Origin of the sequence: Bradyrhizobium sp. 956_D2_N1_4 (assembly GCF_052076025.1) — a bacterium.
Taxonomy (GTDB): Bacteria; Pseudomonadota; Alphaproteobacteria; order Rhizobiales; family Xanthobacteraceae; genus Bradyrhizobium; species Bradyrhizobium barranii.
Window position 1 is genome coordinate 427,417 of record NZ_CP197237.1, and the last position, 15,231, is coordinate 442,647.

Annotated in this window: 14 protein-coding genes; 10 read left to right on the plus strand and 4 right to left on the minus strand. The window is 66.0% G+C overall.

Annotated features, from left to right (window positions below):
* The first annotated feature begins 87 nt into the window (after positions 1-87).
* A complete protein-coding gene (locus AB7535_RS02080; protein ID WP_085402180.1) occupies positions 88-1,065 on the plus strand; it encodes a TAXI family TRAP transporter solute-binding subunit in 978 nt (325 codons plus the stop codon).
* Between the two features lie 125 nt (positions 1,066-1,190).
* Here AB7535_RS02080 and AB7535_RS02085 read toward each other — a convergent pair whose 3' ends face one another.
* Together AB7535_RS02085 and AB7535_RS02090 are read right to left on the minus strand one after the other, a co-directional pair.
* Positions 1,191-2,420 carry an ABC transporter substrate-binding protein gene (locus AB7535_RS02085; protein WP_085402179.1) on the minus strand — a complete coding sequence of 410 codons (1,230 nt, stop codon included), beginning with the start codon at positions 2,418-2,420 and terminating at the stop codon, positions 1,191-1,193.
* 98 nt (positions 2,421-2,518) lie between these two features.
* Positions 2,519-3,412, minus strand: coding sequence for a helix-turn-helix transcriptional regulator (locus AB7535_RS02090; RefSeq protein ID WP_063985273.1), 894 nt, complete (start codon positions 3,410-3,412; stop codon positions 2,519-2,521).
* A gap of 326 nt (positions 3,413-3,738) precedes the next feature.
* On the opposite strand from AB7535_RS02090, the gene AB7535_RS02095 reads away from it, so the two are divergent.
* Genes AB7535_RS02095 through AB7535_RS02110 form a run of 4 tightly spaced genes read left to right on the plus strand, consistent with a single transcriptional unit; the run spans position 3,739 to position 8,871 of the window.
* Positions 3,739-4,572, plus strand: a complete 834-nt coding sequence (locus AB7535_RS02095) for a substrate-binding domain-containing protein (protein WP_085402178.1) — start codon at positions 3,739-3,741, stop codon at positions 4,570-4,572.
* Positions 4,573-4,626: 54 nt separating this feature from the next.
* Positions 4,627-5,733: a molybdopterin-binding protein gene (locus AB7535_RS02100; RefSeq protein WP_085402177.1), complete on the plus strand. Its 1,107-nt coding sequence runs from the start codon at positions 4,627-4,629 to the stop codon at positions 5,731-5,733.
* Between the two features lie 12 nt (positions 5,734-5,745).
* The gene (locus AB7535_RS02105) at positions 5,746-7,695 is read left to right on the plus strand and encodes a molybdopterin biosynthesis protein (RefSeq protein WP_085402176.1); all 1,950 of its coding nucleotides are present in this window, start codon (positions 5,746-5,748) and stop codon (positions 7,693-7,695) included.
* A gap of 45 nt (positions 7,696-7,740) precedes the next feature.
* The gene (locus AB7535_RS02110; RefSeq protein WP_085402201.1) at positions 7,741-8,871 is read left to right on the plus strand and encodes an FAD-dependent monooxygenase; all 1,131 of its coding nucleotides are present in this window, start codon (positions 7,741-7,743) and stop codon (positions 8,869-8,871) included.
* Positions 8,872-8,904: 33 nt separating this feature from the next.
* On the opposite strand, the gene mobA is transcribed toward AB7535_RS02110, so the two are convergent.
* On the minus strand, positions 8,905-9,540 hold the full coding sequence (gene mobA / locus AB7535_RS02115; RefSeq protein WP_085402200.1) for a molybdenum cofactor guanylyltransferase MobA: 636 nt from the start codon (positions 9,538-9,540) through the stop codon (positions 8,905-8,907).
* On the minus strand, positions 9,527-10,417 hold the full coding sequence (gene fdhD, locus AB7535_RS02120; RefSeq protein ID WP_085402175.1) for a formate dehydrogenase accessory sulfurtransferase FdhD: 891 nt from the start codon (positions 10,415-10,417) through the stop codon (positions 9,527-9,529). Before fdhD ends, mobA begins: the two co-directional genes overlap by 14 nt.
* Positions 10,418-10,626: 209 nt before the next feature.
* Here fdhD and mobB point away from each other — a divergent pair, with 209 nt between their 5' ends.
* The 5 genes from mobB to AB7535_RS02145 all read left to right on the plus strand — a co-directional run bounded on the left by mobB (position 10,627) and on the right by AB7535_RS02145 (position 15,085).
* A complete protein-coding gene (gene mobB, locus AB7535_RS02125) occupies positions 10,627-11,154 on the plus strand; it encodes a molybdopterin-guanine dinucleotide biosynthesis protein B (RefSeq protein ID WP_085402174.1) in 528 nt (175 codons plus the stop codon).
* A gap of 9 nt (positions 11,155-11,163) precedes the next feature.
* Positions 11,164-12,420, plus strand: a complete 1,257-nt coding sequence (locus AB7535_RS02130; RefSeq protein WP_085402173.1) for a molybdopterin molybdotransferase MoeA — start codon at positions 11,164-11,166, stop codon at positions 12,418-12,420.
* Between the two features lie 43 nt (positions 12,421-12,463).
* Positions 12,464-12,727 carry a sulfurtransferase TusA family protein gene (locus AB7535_RS02135; RefSeq protein ID WP_085402172.1) on the plus strand — a complete coding sequence of 88 codons (264 nt, stop codon included), beginning with the start codon at positions 12,464-12,466 and terminating at the stop codon, positions 12,725-12,727.
* A 319-nt stretch (positions 12,728-13,046) separates the two neighbouring features.
* Positions 13,047-14,702: an OFA family MFS transporter gene (locus AB7535_RS02140; RefSeq protein WP_085402171.1), complete on the plus strand. Its 1,656-nt coding sequence runs from the start codon at positions 13,047-13,049 to the stop codon at positions 14,700-14,702.
* Positions 14,703-14,812: 110 nt separating this feature from the next.
* A complete protein-coding gene (locus AB7535_RS02145; RefSeq protein WP_063985265.1) occupies positions 14,813-15,085 on the plus strand; it encodes a hypothetical protein in 273 nt (90 codons plus the stop codon).
* Positions 15,086-15,231: the final 146 nt, after the last annotated feature.

Genomic DNA, 15,231 nt, shown 5'->3' on the forward strand with positions numbered 1-15,231 from the left:
TGTCGTTGGGCTGCATGCTTTCACAAAAACCGCCCGCTGCCTACATCGCCGCAAGTCGATGTTGACGCGGGGCGGTCGGGACTCATCATGAGATTCGCAATCACAATCCTTCTCGGCGCGGCGCTGCTCGCAAATCCACTCGCAAGCCCCGCCGCTGCTCAAACCGGAGGCAAGGCCATTCCGACCACGACACTCAGCCTGGGCACCGCGACGCCCGGCGGCGGCTTTCCGCTCTATGGCAATGCCTTTGCGGAAGCGATGAACGCGGCCGATCCGCAAATCACCATCGCGCCCCGCAACACCAAGGGCAGCAACGAGAACATTCCGCTGCTGGAGAAGGGCGAGCTCGATCTCGCGCTGGTCGCGGGCGAGCCGGCCTACGAGGCCTTTGCCGGCATCGGCCGCGCGCCTGTGCGGTTGAAGATACTCACCGCGATCTATTCCAACCCCGGCATGTTCGTGGTGCGGGCGGACAGTCCGTACAAGACCATTCGCGATCTCGTCGGCCAGCCCGTCGCGTTCGGCGCCAAAGGTTCGGGCCTGCCGATCCTGGCGCGCTACGTGCTCGATGGCCTCGGCCTGAAGCAGGACGAGGATTTCAAGGCGATCTATCTCGACCGCGCCGGCGATGGCCCCGCGATGGTCGAGGATGGCCGCGTCGTCGCGTTGTGGGGTGCCGGCATCGGCTGGCCCGGCTTTGCCGCGGTGGCATCGAGTGCGTCAGGCGCGCGCTTCATTGCGCCGACCGCTGAGGAGATCACGCGCATTCGCGCCAAGCATGCGTTCCTGAAGCCGCTCACCGTGCCGGCCGGCTCCTATCCGAAGCAGGCCGAGCCGATCGCCTCGCTCGGCTCGTGGAGTTTCGTCCTCACGCGCGAAGACCTGCCCGATGACGTCGCCTATCGTCTCGCGAAGACGCTGCACGGCGCCGAGGCGACGTTCTGCAAGCAGCTCGCGCAGGCCTGCGAGACCACGGCGTCGAACACGGTCGCGGCAGCGCCGAAGCCGGAGCTGATCCATCCGGGCGTGAAAAAATACTTCCGCGAAATCGGTGTCATGAAATAGGACGCGACTGCATCGACAATCGTCGTGCCCGGGCTTGTCCCGGGCATCCACGTTCTTGGCGCCGTACGAAAGATCGTGGATGGCCGGGACAAGCCCGGCCATGACGACGACCTCTCGCTACAGCATCACTTCTTCACCAGCGGACACGCCGGGTCCGGTGGGCCAAACGCCTTGTCGCCCGAGATGGTCGTGAGGATCTTGTAATAGTCCCACGGATATTTGCTCTCCTCCGGCGTCTTCACCTGCACCAGCCAGAGATCGTGCACCATCAGATTGTCCTCGCGCAGTTTGCCGTTGCGGGCGAAGAAATCCTCGATCGGTTTTTCCCGCATCTTGGCCGCGACCTTGAGCGGATCGTCGGTGCCGGTCTCCTTGATGGCGTTGAGATAGTGCATCACGCTCGAATAGACGCCGGCCTGCCACATCGACGGCATCTTGTTCATCTTGGCGAAATAGCGCTTCGACCATTCGCGGGTCTTGTCATCCATGTCCCAGTAGAACGACGTGGTCAGCAACAGCCCTTGCGCCGCCTGCAGGCCGAGGCCGTGGATGTCGGTGATCAGCGCCAGCAGCGCCGCCATCTGCTGGCCGCTCTTGAACACGCCGAACTCCGAGCCGGTCTTGATCTCGTTCATGTTGTTCGGGGGACCGGCGGCAATGCCGATGATCTTGGCCTTGGAGGCCTGCGCCTGCAGCACGAAGGAGGAGAGGTCGGGGGTTGCCAGCGGCGGCCGCACCGAGCCCAGCACCTTGCCGCCATTGGCGGTGACGACGCTGGAGGCGTCGCGCTCCAGCGAATGGCCGAAGGCGTAGTCGTCGGTGATGAAGAACCAGCTGTCGCCGCCGCGCTTCACCACCGCATCCGCAGTGCCGACCGCGAGTGCGCGGGTGTCGAACACCCACTGGATCGCGTAGGGCGAGCAGAACTTGCCGTGGAAATCCGCCGTGCCGGTGGAGTGGGTGATGAACAGCCGCTTCTTCTCGTTGGCGACGTTCTGCACCGCGAGCCCGACCGCGGAAACCGGCACGTCGACGATCAGGTCGACCTGGTCGACATCGTACCAGCGCCGCGCGATGCCGCCGCCGATATCGGCCTTGAGCTGGTGGTCGCCGATCACGATGCTGATCGGCTTGCCGAGCACCTTGCCGCCGAAATCGTCGATCGCCATCTGCGCCGCCGTCACCGAACCCTGGCCGGTCGGCGCGGAGGCGGGGCCGTTCATGTCGGTGAGCACGCCGATCTTGACGATGTCGTCGGAAACCTGCGCCGACGCCGTACCCGGCAGCAGCGCCGCCGCCAAGAACGTCGCTGCAAAGCCGGCCGCGACCGGAAGTCCAAATCTCGTTGGATTCACGCTTGTCCTCCCCTGATCCGGCTCGTTGGCCGGTGTTGCCCGGGTATGGCCCGGCTGAATTGGTTTCTTTTGCAACTATTTGGGGGCGGGCGTCAACGTCAGGCCGCGAAGCGGATCTGTCCCGCCGGCGAGGGATCGTAGCCGGTCAGCTCCTCGGCGCGCTGTCGCAGCCGTCTTTCGCTGAGGAACCGGATCAGGGCCTGCATCGGCGGGCGGAAATAGCTGCGTTGCCGCATTGCGAGATCAAAATTCTCCCAGACCAGCGGCACGAAATCGAGCCCGGCCGAGCGCGCCGCCGCACGCGTCGCGATTCCGCAATCGGCTTGTCCCGCGCGGACGATCTCGGCGAGATCCGGCCCGGTGAGCGCCGGTGTCTCGATCCGGCGCAGATCGCGCGTCGAGGCGCCGGCGCGCTTCAACAGCACGTCGAGCAGCATCTGCGCGCCTGTGCCCTGTTGTCGCATCGCCATCCTGACACCGAGCGCAAGCACGTCGGAGAGGCCGCGCAGGCGTTTCGGATTGCCCGGCGGCAGCACGAGACCCTGCTCGCGGCGCACGAATGCGACCAGCACCGCATCATGCAGGTCAGGCGCGTCACGCAGCGTCGTCGCACTGGCGTCGGAAGCAAGATTGCCGTCGGCCTCCAGGCTGTGGAAGTGCACCGCCGCCGCCATCACCTCGTCGCGTTGCAAGCGCTCGAGCCCGCGCGCGCTGCCCTCGCTCATCGATCCCAGGCCCGAGCCGGATTCACGCAGGCTCCAGTCCAAAAGCTCGTCCTGGCTGCCGCCCACGACCGGCGGCGGCTCCGCAGTCAGCATGCCGGCCGGCCGCGCCAGTCCCGACAGGACCCAGAGGTCGAGCTCGTGCCGCGGGAAGAGCCACTTCCCGGTCACCTTGGTGCAGGGGATCGCGCCAGTGGTGACGAGTTCGTAGAGCTTGCGTTCGCCGAGCCGAAGGTAGTCGGCGGCTTCGCTGGTCGTCAGGAATTCCATCCTGCATTCCTATGCAAATTCTTGCTTCTTTTTGGCGTTCGACGCAGGTGGAATTCTGCATTTCAATTTACGTCCGGCAGGACCATGCCCGATCATCTCGCTGCTTTGCAACACATCCTCACGCGCGATCTCTGCTTTGGTGAACGATCCTGAAGCACCCGCGTGGCGCGGGCCTTGCGGCCGTCGCGCTCGCAATTGCAATGGGCGCACCGCGCGAGCCGCATTGCCGAAATGTCCCGAGTGGGGAGCGCAACGCGCAAACGCGTCACGAGTGTGGCGCAATCGATCATCATCATGATCGCGTCTTAGCCAATGGGAACCCGATCATGGTCGTCCGCCGCCTGTCCGTTGCACTCGCGCTTCTCTGCGGCCTCGCCGCGGGCGTGGCGGCGTCATTTGCGGAGGACCGCGCGATCGTGCTGGCCTCGACCACGGCGACACAGGAGTCCGGCCTGCTCGATCATCTGCTACCGATCTTCCGCGAGAAGACCGGCATCGAGGTGACGGTGATCGCGCGGCGTGCCGATGAAGTGCTCGACGGCGCGCGCAGGGGCGAAGTCGACGTCGTGCTGATGCACGCACGGCCGCAGGAGGAGAAATTCGTCGCCGACGGTTTTGGCGTGAAGCGTTTTGACGTGATGTACAACGACTATGTGCTGATCGGACCGAAGAACGATCCCGCCGCCGTGAAAGGCAAGGACATCGCCACCGCGCTGAAGGCGATCGAGGCCAAGGGCGCGCCGTTCGTGACGCGCGGCGATCGCTCGGGCACCCATGGCGCGGAGCTCGCGCTCTGGATCGTCGCCGGCATCGATATCGCCGCTGCCAAGGGCGCATGGTATCGCGAAGTCAAGCAAGGGATGGACGCAGCCCTCGACGCGGCGCGCACGGCGAACGCCTATGTGCTGTCCGACCGCGGCAGCTGGATCGCCTTCAAGGATCGCGGCGATCTCGACATCGTCGTGGAAGGCGACAAGCGGCTGCTCAATCAGTACGGCGCGATGCTGGTGAATCCGGAAAAGTTTCCGGACGTGAAGAAGGAGCTGGGGCAGACCTTCGTCGACTGGCTGATTTCGCCGGAGGGGCAGGCGGCGATCGCCGGCTACAAGGTCGACGGACAGCAGCTGTTCTTCCCCAATGCGGCCAAGTCCGGCGGCTGAGCTTCGCGTTGCCAGCGGTTGCCAAACCGGGCGATGCATGGTCCATCATGGCGCATGACCCAGCGCCTGCCGCCAGCACTGACGCCGCTCGACACTGCGCTCGCCGCGTTGCTGCGAGGCGTTGATCCGATCGCGACGATCGAGTTGCCCCTGGCGGAGGCCGCCGGCTGCATCGCGGCAGGGACGCCGCTGCTTGCGGCCTGTCCGTCGTGCGACATCGCCGCTGCGGATGGCTGGGCGCTCTGCGCCAACGATATTGTCGGCGCGTCCGCCTATTCGCCGCTGCCTCTGACGACGGCGCCCGTTTGGGTCGATGCCGGCGACGCGATGCCGCCGGGATGTGATTGTGTGCTCGATGCCGACGCAGTCGAGGTGTCGGGTCCACTCGCCCAAGTGCTGGCGGAGGGCGTGCCCGGACGGGGCGTCAGGCGTGCCGGAAGCGACATTGCCGGGCGGGCGCCCGCCGTGGCAGAAGGGCATTTGATCCATCCTGCCGCCTTGCTGCTCGCGCGCACCGCCGGTGTTGAAAAGCTGAGCGTACGGCGGCCGCGGCTGGGCATCGTCAACGTGCCGGGTGCGGCCGTGACGGCGCACATGATTGCCGAGATCGCGCGCGCGGCAGGGCTGCAGGTGCAAGCGCGCGAAGCTGCCGCGCGAGATGCGGCATCGATCGCGGAAGCGCTCGGCGATCTCGCCTGCGATCTCGTCGTGACGGTCGGCGGCAGCGGCGCAGGCCGCCGGGATGCCGCGGTTAGCGCGCTGGCCCGGCATGGTGACGTGCTCGCCCATGGCCTCGCGCTCCAGCCCGGACGCACCGCCGCGGTCGGGCGGCTCGGACCGGTTCCAATCGTCGCGTTGCCCGGCTCGCCCGATCATGCGCTTGCCGCCTGGCTCGCGCTCGTGCTGCCGCTCGTCGATCGGCTGTCGGCGCGGCAGTTACGCCGCCGCATGACCTTGCCGCTTGCGCGAAAAATCGCATCCAGTGTCGGCATCGCCGAAATCGCCCTGCTGGCCGAGGAACATCATGCGTGGCTCCCGCTTGCGGTGGGGGAATGGCCGCTTCAGGCCATTGCCCGGGCCGATGCATGGCTGCTCGTTCCCGCCAGCCACGAGGGATTTGCGGCAGGAACGCCGGTCGATGCCTATCTGATGCGGGAATGATATGGGTTTGGCATGACGATGATCCCGCAATCGCAAGACCGTAGCGCGCTCGAACAGGAGCAGTTCCTCCAGATCCTCTCGCGCGAGGACGCGCTGGCGCGCTTTGAAGCTGCGTTGTTCCCGCGCGCGGTCCCGAGCGAGACGCGCAAGCTTGCCGATGCGCTCGGCGCGGCGCTGGCCGAAGACATCACGGCGCCCCTCGACGTTCCGCCGTTCGACCGTTCCAACGTTGACGGCTTTGCCGTGCGCTCGGCCGATCTCGCCGCGGCCGGCGAAGGCGCGCCCGTTCGCCTTGCGCTGAACGGCGAGACCATTCACTGCGGCACCGCGCCGAAGCTGCAAGTGGCGACAGGAACCGCAACGCCGATCGCAACCGGCGGGCCGCTACCGCGCGGCGCCGACGCCGTCGTCATGGTGGAGCACACCCAGCCTGCCGGATCCGATGCGATCGACGTCCGGCGAGCCGTCTCGCCGGGACAGTTCGTGTCCTACGCAGGCTCCGACATCGCGCGCGGCGAGGCGCTGCTGCGCGCCGGCACGATCATCGGCTCGCGTGAGATCGGCATGCTGGCGGCTTGCGGCATCGCCGAGGTGACTGTCGCGCGTAAGCCGCGTGTTGCCGTGATCTCCACCGGTGACGAATTGGTTCAGCCCGGCGAGGCGCTCGCGCCGGCTGCGATCTACGACACCAACGGCGCCATCGTCGCTGCCGCGATCGACGAGAATGGCGGCGAGGCGGTGTTCCTCGGCGCCATTCCCGACGATGAGGCAAAACTCGAAGCCGCCATGCGCCGCGCGCTGGCGGACGCCGACATGCTGGTGCTCTCGGGCGGCACCTCGAAGGGCGCGGGTGACGTGTCCCATCGCATCATCGGCCGGCTCGGCCAGCCTGGCATCCTCGCGCATGGCGTCGCACTTAAACCCGGCAAGCCGCTGTGCCTTGCGGTGTGCGACGGCAAGCCCGTGGTGATCCTGCCGGGCTTCCCGACCTCGGCGATGTTCACCTTCCACGACATGATCGTGCCGGTGCTGCGTCGGATGGCCGGGCTGCCGCCACGCTCCGATGCCAAGGTAAGCGCGACCGTGCCGGTGCGCATCGCCTCCGAGCTCGGCCGCACCGAGTTCGTCATGGTCTCGCTGGTCGGCGGCAAGGACGGCCTGATCGCCTATCCCTCCGGCAAGGGGTCCGGTGCGATCACGTCGTTCGCGCAGGCCGACGGTTTTCTGCGCATCGACGCGCTCGCCGACCAGATGCCGGCAGGGACCGACGCCGAGGTGACGCTGTTCACGCCGCATGTGCGGGTGCCCGATCTCGTCATCGTCGGCAGCCATTGCACCGGGCTCGATCTCGTCACGGCGCAACTCGCGCATGCGGGGCTGACCGTGCGCTCGATCGCGGTCGGCAGCCTCGGCGGACTCGCGGCGGCGAAGCGGGGCGAATGCGATCTCGCGCCGATCCATCTGTTCGACGACAAGAGCGAGACCTACAACACGCCTTACCTCGTTGAGGGGCTCGAGCTCGTGCCGGGCTGGCGGCGGATGCAGGGCATCGTGTTCCGCAAGGGCGACAAACGTTTCGAGGGGCTCGGCGCGAAGGAAGCAGTTGCCGCCGCGCTCGCGGACCCCGCCTGCATCATGGTCAACCGTAACCAGGGCGCCGGCACGCGCATCCTGATCGACCGGCTGCTCGGCGGTGCGCGCCCGGAAGGTTACTGGAACCAGCCGCGCTCGCACAATGCCGTGGCTGCGGCTGTCGCGCAGCACCGTGCCGACTGGGGCATGACCATTGCGCCGGTCGCCCATGCGGTCGGTCTCGGTTTCATTCCGCTCGCGGAAGAGCATTATGATTTCGCGCTGGTGACAGCGCGCAAGCAGCGGTCGGCCGTCCAGGCCTTTCTCGACGCACTCGGCTCGGACGAGGCGCGTACGGCGCTGGAGCGGGCGGGCTTCCGGCCTGCGTAGATCGACGACGCGGCGTTCAAGCCGCGCGACGGGGTGGGGGACGCGATGGCAAGGCCGCTTTCGGTTGCGATCGTCGGTGCCGGCATGGGCGGGCTCGCGACGGCCGCGGCGCTTCGGCGCGTCGGTATCGATGTGATGGTCTACGAGCAGGCCTCCCAGTTCGCCCGCATCGGCGCCGGCATCCAGATCGGCTGCAACGCAATGAAGGTGCTGCGCGCGCTGGGGCTGGAGGCGCGGATGCGCGAGCACTCGTTCTATCCACGCTCCTGGAACAACCGCGACTGGAAGAGCGGCGACATCAAGTTCGACATGATCTTCGGCGAGAGCGCGGAAGAGAAGTTCGGCGCGCCCTATCTGCTCGCCCATCGCGGTGATCTCCACGCTGCGCTGGCGAGCGTGGTGCCGAACGAATTTGTGCGGCTCAGTCACAAGCTCGTCGGTCTCGACCAGACCGGCGGTGGTGTCTGGCTGACCTTTGCCGATGGTACGCGTGCCATCGCCGATGCCGTGGTCGGCGCGGACGGCGTCCATTCGACGGTCCGCGATCTCCTGTTCGACACCGCGCCGGCCAAATTCACCGGCCGCGTCGCCTATCGCACCACCTATCCCGCCGCGCTGCTCGGCGGCGCAGGGATCGACGACTGCACCAAATGGTGGGGCGAGGACCGCCACATCGTGATCTATTACGTCAAGCCTGATCGCAGCGAGGTCTATCTCGTCACCAGCCAGCCCGAGCCGGACTTTCGCATCGAGTCCTGGTCGGCGAGGGGCGACGTGCGCGACCTGCGCGCATCATTCGAAGGCTTTCATCCGCAGGTCACTCGGGTGCTCTCCGCCTGTCCCGACGTGCACAAATGGGCGATCATGGACCGTGACGCGCTGGAGCACTGGGCCGACGGCAAGGTGACGTTGCTCGGCGATGCCTGCCATCCGATGACGCCCTACATGGCGCAAGGTGCGGCGATGGCAATCGAGGACGCCGCCGTGCTGTCGCGCTGCCTCGACGGTGTCGGCCGCGACGGCGTCGCCAATGCGTTCCGCCGCTTCGAGGCTACCCGCAAGGTGCGCACGACGCGGGTGCAGGAGACCTCGCGCGCCAACATCTGGCTCAAGGAGAGGACCGATACGAGCTGGGTTTACGGCTACGACCCCTGGGAAGTGCCGCTGGCGGCTTGAACCGTCTGCTCGCGCTTGCGCCGACGCTTCTTGTCAGGAGGCCGCATCCAGCGCGGCCAGCCGCTCTGCTTCGGCGATGTCCTCGACCGTGTTGGCGTTGAAGAACGGATCGAGCGGCTCGGCCGGCCACGTTACCGTCGCCAGCGGATAGCGCGCGGTCCAGCGGTCGATCTTGCGGAGGTCTTCGACGACCAGCGCGTGACGCAGCTCGTCGCGCAAGGCGACGCGCCACAGACCTATCACCGGATGTGATTGATCGCCTGATGCGGCGACCGCGAGCTGGGCGTTCTCGCGCTCCCGCGCCTCGTGCAACTGCGCCACGAGATCGCGCGGCAGGAACGGGCAGTCGCCTGCGGCGCTCAGCACCCATTCGATGTCAGGCCGGTTCGCCGCCGTCCAGTCGAGCGCGGCAAGGATGCCGGCGAGGGGCCCGGGGAAGCCGGGTACGTCATCGGCGACAACGGGCAGACCGAACGCCGCGAAGCGTGCGGGATCGCCATTCGCGTTGAGGATCAATCCGCTGCATTGCGGCGTCAATCGCGCGATCACGCGCTCAAGGATGGTGCGGCCGCCGATGGTCCGCATCGGCTTGTCGCCGCCGCCCATGCGCCGTGCGAGGCCGCCTGCGAGCAGCACGCCCTGCGTTGCCGGAAAGTCAGTCGTCACCACCTTCACCCTTGCGTTTGTGCTTCGTCGATTCCTCCTCGACGTAAGCAAGGTTCTGGTCGTAGACGATCCGCTCTTCGCCCGCGAGCGCGATGAAGCGCTTACCGCGCGTGCGGCCGACCAGCGTCAGTCCGACCTGGCGGGCAAGATCGACGCCCCAGGCGGTGAAGCCGGAGCGCGACACCAGGATCGGAATGCCCATGCGCACGGTCTTGATGACCATTTCCGAGGTCAGCCGTCCCGTGGTGTAGAGGATCTTGTCGGAGGCATCGACGCCGTGGCGGTACATCCAGCCCGCGATCTTGTCGACCGCGTTGTGACGGCCGACGTCCTCGGTGTAGCAGAGCGGCTCGCCCTCCTTGCACAGCACGCAGCCATGGATCGCGCCGGCCTCCAGATAAAGCGAGGGCATGGTGTTGATGGTCTGCGTCATCTGGTAGAGCCAGGAGGTGCGCAGCTCGGCCTTCGGCAACGCGACGCTCTCGACCGCCTCTAACAGGTCGCCGAACGCGGTGCCCTGCGCGCAGCCCGAGGTCTGGGTGCGCTTCTTCAGCTTGGCTTCGAAATTGGTGTGATGCCCGGTGCGCACCACCACCACCTGGAGGTCGTCGTCGTATTCGACCTCAGTGACCTCGTCATTATATTTCAGCATGTTCTGGTTGAGCAGATAGCCCAGCGCCAGATATTCCGGGTAGTCGCCGATCGTCATCATGGTGACGATCTCCTGCGAATTCAGGTAGAGCGTCAGCGGCCGTTCCATCGGCACCTTGATCTCGACCTTGGCGCCGGTCTGGTCGGTGCCGGTCACGCGCTCCGTCAGCCGCGGGTCGTCAGGGTTCGGAACGATCAGGGGCACCGGGGCTTTGTCGATCTTCATCATGGCCGCGACGTTAGCATGACATTCGGGTCAAGCCGATATAAGCATGCCGTGGAGACAACGAAATGCCTCCGTTCGTCATTGCGAGCGAAGCGAAGCAATCCAGAACTATATCCGCGGTGGCAGTCTGGATTGCTTCGCTGCGCTCGCAATGACGGGGAGAGGCCAGGGGTTCCATCGGCTGACGAGCCGTTGGCGGAGATCGAACGGACATGAAAGTCATCGGCCTTGCGGGCTGGAGCGGTGCGGGCAAGACCACGCTGTTGACGCGGCTGATCCCGCATTTCAACGCGCAAGGCCTGCGCGTCTCCGTCATCAAGCATGCCCATCACCAGTTCGACGTCGACGTGCCCGGCAAGGATTCCTGGCGCCACCGCGAGGCCGGCGCGGCCGAGGTGCTGGTTGCGTCGTCGAACCGCTGGGCCCTGATGCATGAATTGCGCGGCGCCGAGGAACCGCGGCTGCCGGAGCTCCTGGGCAAGCTGTCGGCCGTCGATCTCGTCGTGGTCGAAGGCTTCAAGCGCGAGCCGCACCGCAAGATCGAGGTGCATCGCGCCGGCAACGGCAAGCCGCTGCTGTTTCCCGATGATCCCGGGATTGTCGGGATTGCGACCGACATTGCCATTGAAACCCGCCTGCCGACCGTCCATCTCGATGATATCGAGGCTGCCGCGGCGTTGCTGCTGCGTGCGGCGATGCCGGTCGAGGAAGCGGTGGCAAAAAGCGCCGCGATACGCTGACGAGGCACCATGGCGCAACTGTCGGACGATTGCTTTGCCTTCGGCGGACCGATGATGTCGGTCGACGAGGCCGTTGGTCTGATCACCACGCGCGTTAATGCGATCGCCGATATCGAGACCGTGGCACTCGTTGACGCCGATGGGCGCGTGCTCGCGCGCGATATCGCGGCGCCCCTGCCGCTGCCGCCCTTCACCAACTCCGCCGTCGACGGTTACGCCGTGCGCAACGCCGACCTTCCGGAAGGCGCGGAACGGGCATTCCCGCTCGACGGCCGCATCCAGGCCGGCGGTCTTGCGCAGGCGCCGATCAAGGCAGGCCACACTGCGCGCATCTTCACGGGCGCGCCGATGCCGCCTGACGCGGAGACCGTCTTCATGCAGGAAGACGTCCGCCTCGATGAGGCCGGCAGAATCGTGCTGCCGCCGGGGCTGAAGCCCGGCGCAAATGTCCGCCCGGCGGGCGAGGACATTCCGCAAGGGCACGTCGCGCTGCGGGTCGGCCAGCGGCTGCGGCCGCAGCATGTCGCGCTTGCTGCAGCATTCGGCCTGACCCAGCTCGACGTCGTCAGGCGCATCCGCGTCGCCGTGTTCTCGACCGGTGACGAGCTGGCTTCGCCCGGCGAGCCGCGCGCGGCCTCACAGCTGTTCGATTCCAACCGCTTCATGCTGATGGCGATGCTGCGCCGGCTCGGCTGCGAGGTCTCCGACCTCGGAATCTTGCGCGACGAACGCAGTGCGCTCGCGGATGGATTGAAGCAGGTTGCGGGCAGCCACGATCTGATCCTCACCACCGGCGGCGTCTCGACCGGCGAGGAGGACCACGTCAAGGCGGCGGTCGAGAGCATCGGCTCGCTGGTGCTGTGGCGGATGGCCATCAAGCCCGGCCGTCCCGTGGCGATGGGCATCATCGGCGGCACGCCGCTGATCGGCCTGCCCGGCAATCCCGTCGCCAGTTTCGTCACCTTCGTCCACGTGGTGCGGCCGACGGTGCTGGCGCTTGCGGGCAGTCTGCCGGAGCCGCTGTTGCCGATTCCGGTGCGCGCTGCGTTCACTTACAAGAAGAAGATCGGCCGCCGCGAATATGTTCGCAGCTCGTTGCGACGCGGAGAGGACGGTGCGTTGGAAGCGGTCAAGTTTCCGCGCGAAGGCGCAGGCCTGCTGTCGTCGCTGGTCGAGACCGATGGCCTCATCGAACTCGGCGACGATATCACGCGCGTCGAGCCGGGCCAGAGCGTGGGTTTCCTGCCCTATGCGGATTTGCTCTGAACCTCGCGTTGACGCCATCGCCTCACCCCGCCATGTTGCGCCCATGACCAGAACCACGCTCGATCTCACCGGGTTGAAATGCCCGCTACCTGCCCTGAAGACGCGCAAGGCGCTCAAACCGTTACAGCCGGGCGATCAGCTCGAGGTGCACTGCACCGACCCATTGTCGGTGATTGACATTCCGAACCTGATCCGCGAGACGGGCGACACGGTGGAGATCACCGAGCGCAACGAGGCGCGCATCGTGTTCTTGATAGAAAAGGTCAATGGATCGATAGAGAAAACCAATGGTGCGCTGCGTTCGTAGTGCACGGTCACTCTACTGATACCTACCTTTTGTCTATCGACATCAATCGTGGCTTCTGCCCCAATTGACAACCTCCGTGCAGGCGCGGAGGTTGAGTCTTGTCTGCGATACGCGGATGAACGGGCCAAGCTCACGAAGCCTGCACGGTGTATCGGCATAGAGCCCCGCTCGAGGGGTTAACGACTCGGATGCGCGTGACGATCCTGGCGCGCGTCAATGATTGTGCGGAGCAGCAGGGACCGTGGCTGCGCCGCAAGGGCTGAGGACCAGGATTGCAGCGGCAGGCTTGCTCAGAAGGGCAACTGCAGGGGAGGACTACATGGCAACAATCGAGAGCGCTGGAACACTTTCGGGTGCCGGCGCAGGTTTTCTGGATCGCGAGCGAACCATCGCGACCGCCGGCTTCAATCGCTGGCTGGTGCCGCCGGCTGCGCTGTGCATCCATCTCTGCATCGGCATGGCCTACGGCTTCTCGGTGTTCTGGCTGCCGCTGTCGCGCGCGATCGGGGTGACCGCGCCGAAGGCGTGCGCAGACATGTCGCTGTTTCAGGAGCTGTTCACGACCAGCTGCGACTGGAAGGTCGCCAGCATGGGCTGGATGTACACGCTCTTTTTTGTGCTGCTCGGTATCGCGGCCGCGGTCTGGGGCGGCTGGCTGGAGCGCGTCGGTCCGCGCAAGGCCGGCTTCGTCTCGGCGCTGTGCTGGTGCGGCGGCCTCTTCCTCGGTGCGATCGGGGTCTACACCCATCAGCTCTGGCTGTTGTGGCTGGGCTCGGGCGTGATCGGCGGTATCGGTCTCGGCCTTGGCTATATCTCGCCGGTGTCGACGCTGGTGAAGTGGTTTCCGGACCGCCGCGGCATGGCGACCGGCATGGCCATCATGGGCTTCGGCGGCGGCGCCATGATCGGCGCGCCACTGGCGAACCTGTTGATGAACTACTTCAAGACCCCGACTTCGGTCGGCGTCTGGGAGACCTTCGTCGCGATGGGCGTCATCTACTTCGTGTTCATGATGATCGGCGCGTTCCGCTATCGCTTGCCGCCGCCCGGCTGGCAGCCCGAGGGCTGGACCCCGCCGTCCAAGGCCAACGCGATGATCTCGAAGAGCAACGTCCATCTCAACGACGCGCACAAGACGCCGCAGTTCTGGCTGATCTGGTGGGTGCTGTGCCTGAACGTGTCGGCCGGCATCGGCGTGATCGGCATGGCCTCGCCGATGCTCCAGGAGATCTTCGCCGGCAAGCTGATCGGCCTGCCCGAAGTCGGCTTCAACGCGCTCGACGCCGGGCAGAAGGCGCAGATCGCCGCGATCGCCGCGGGCTTCGCCGGATTGCTGTCGCTGTTCAACATCGGCGGCCGCTTCTTCTGGGCATCGCTGTCGGACAAGATCGGGCGCAAGAACACCTATTACACGTTCTTCATCCTCGGCATCGTGCTCTACGCGCTGGCGCCGACGTTTGCGGCGATGGGCTCGAAGCTCCTGTTCGTGCTCGGCTTCGGCATCATCCTGTCGATGTATGGCGGCGGGTTCGCCACCGTGCCGGCCTACCTTGCCGACATGTTCGGGACCCAGTTCGTCGGCGCCATCCACGGCCGGCTGCTGACGGCGTGGTCCACCGCGGGCATCATCGGCCCCGTCGTGGTGAACTACATCCGCGAGTTCCAGCTCGCGGCGGGCGTGCCGCGCGATCAGCTCTACAACACGACCATGTACATCCTGTGCGCGATGCTGATCGCGGGCCTGATCTGCAACTACCTGATCAAGCCGGTCGATTCGAAGTGGCACATGAAGGACGCCGACGTCGCCAAGCTGCAAGCGGCGAGCGCCAGCGCCGCTGCCGCGGGGCCGCACGGCTCCTACGGCATCGGATTCGGCGGGCTTGACGTCAAGGCGGCGCTGTTCTGGGCCTTCGTCGGCGTGCCCCTGCTTTGGGGTGTCTGGAAGACGCTGGAGAGCGCGGTCAAGATCTTCTGATCGCCGTCGAGACTGCCGCGGGATGCTGATCATCGGCGTCCCGCGGCGTTCGCCTTTTAGACATCATCAAGAGTCGGACTTAATCAAGAGTGGGACTTAGGGGGATTGAAATGCTTCGCACCCGAATTTGCCTTGTGGCCGTGTTGCTTGTCGCTGGCCTTCATGCCGCATCCGCGCAGACGACGCCGCCGGCGGCGCCTGCCGCAACGACCGAAGCCAAGCCGGGCAAGATCAAGCTCACCATGCAGAAGCTGAAGGACATGAAGGCGAAGTGGGCGGCCAACAAGCCGAAGCTCAAAGCCTGCCGCGCCGACGTGAAGTCCAAGGGCCTCGCTGGCGACGACCGCTGGTTCTACATCGAAGAGTGCATGAGCAAGACGTGAGGCCGCGCCACAAATCGGGTCGATGAAGGGGCATGGAGCCGGGCGGCTGCATGCCCCTTAAATGCTTATCGGAACGCATGAATTCTCTTGGCATCTGGTATGCCACAGGCTAGAGTTGGACTCGTTCTAAAGAAGAGATACGAGAC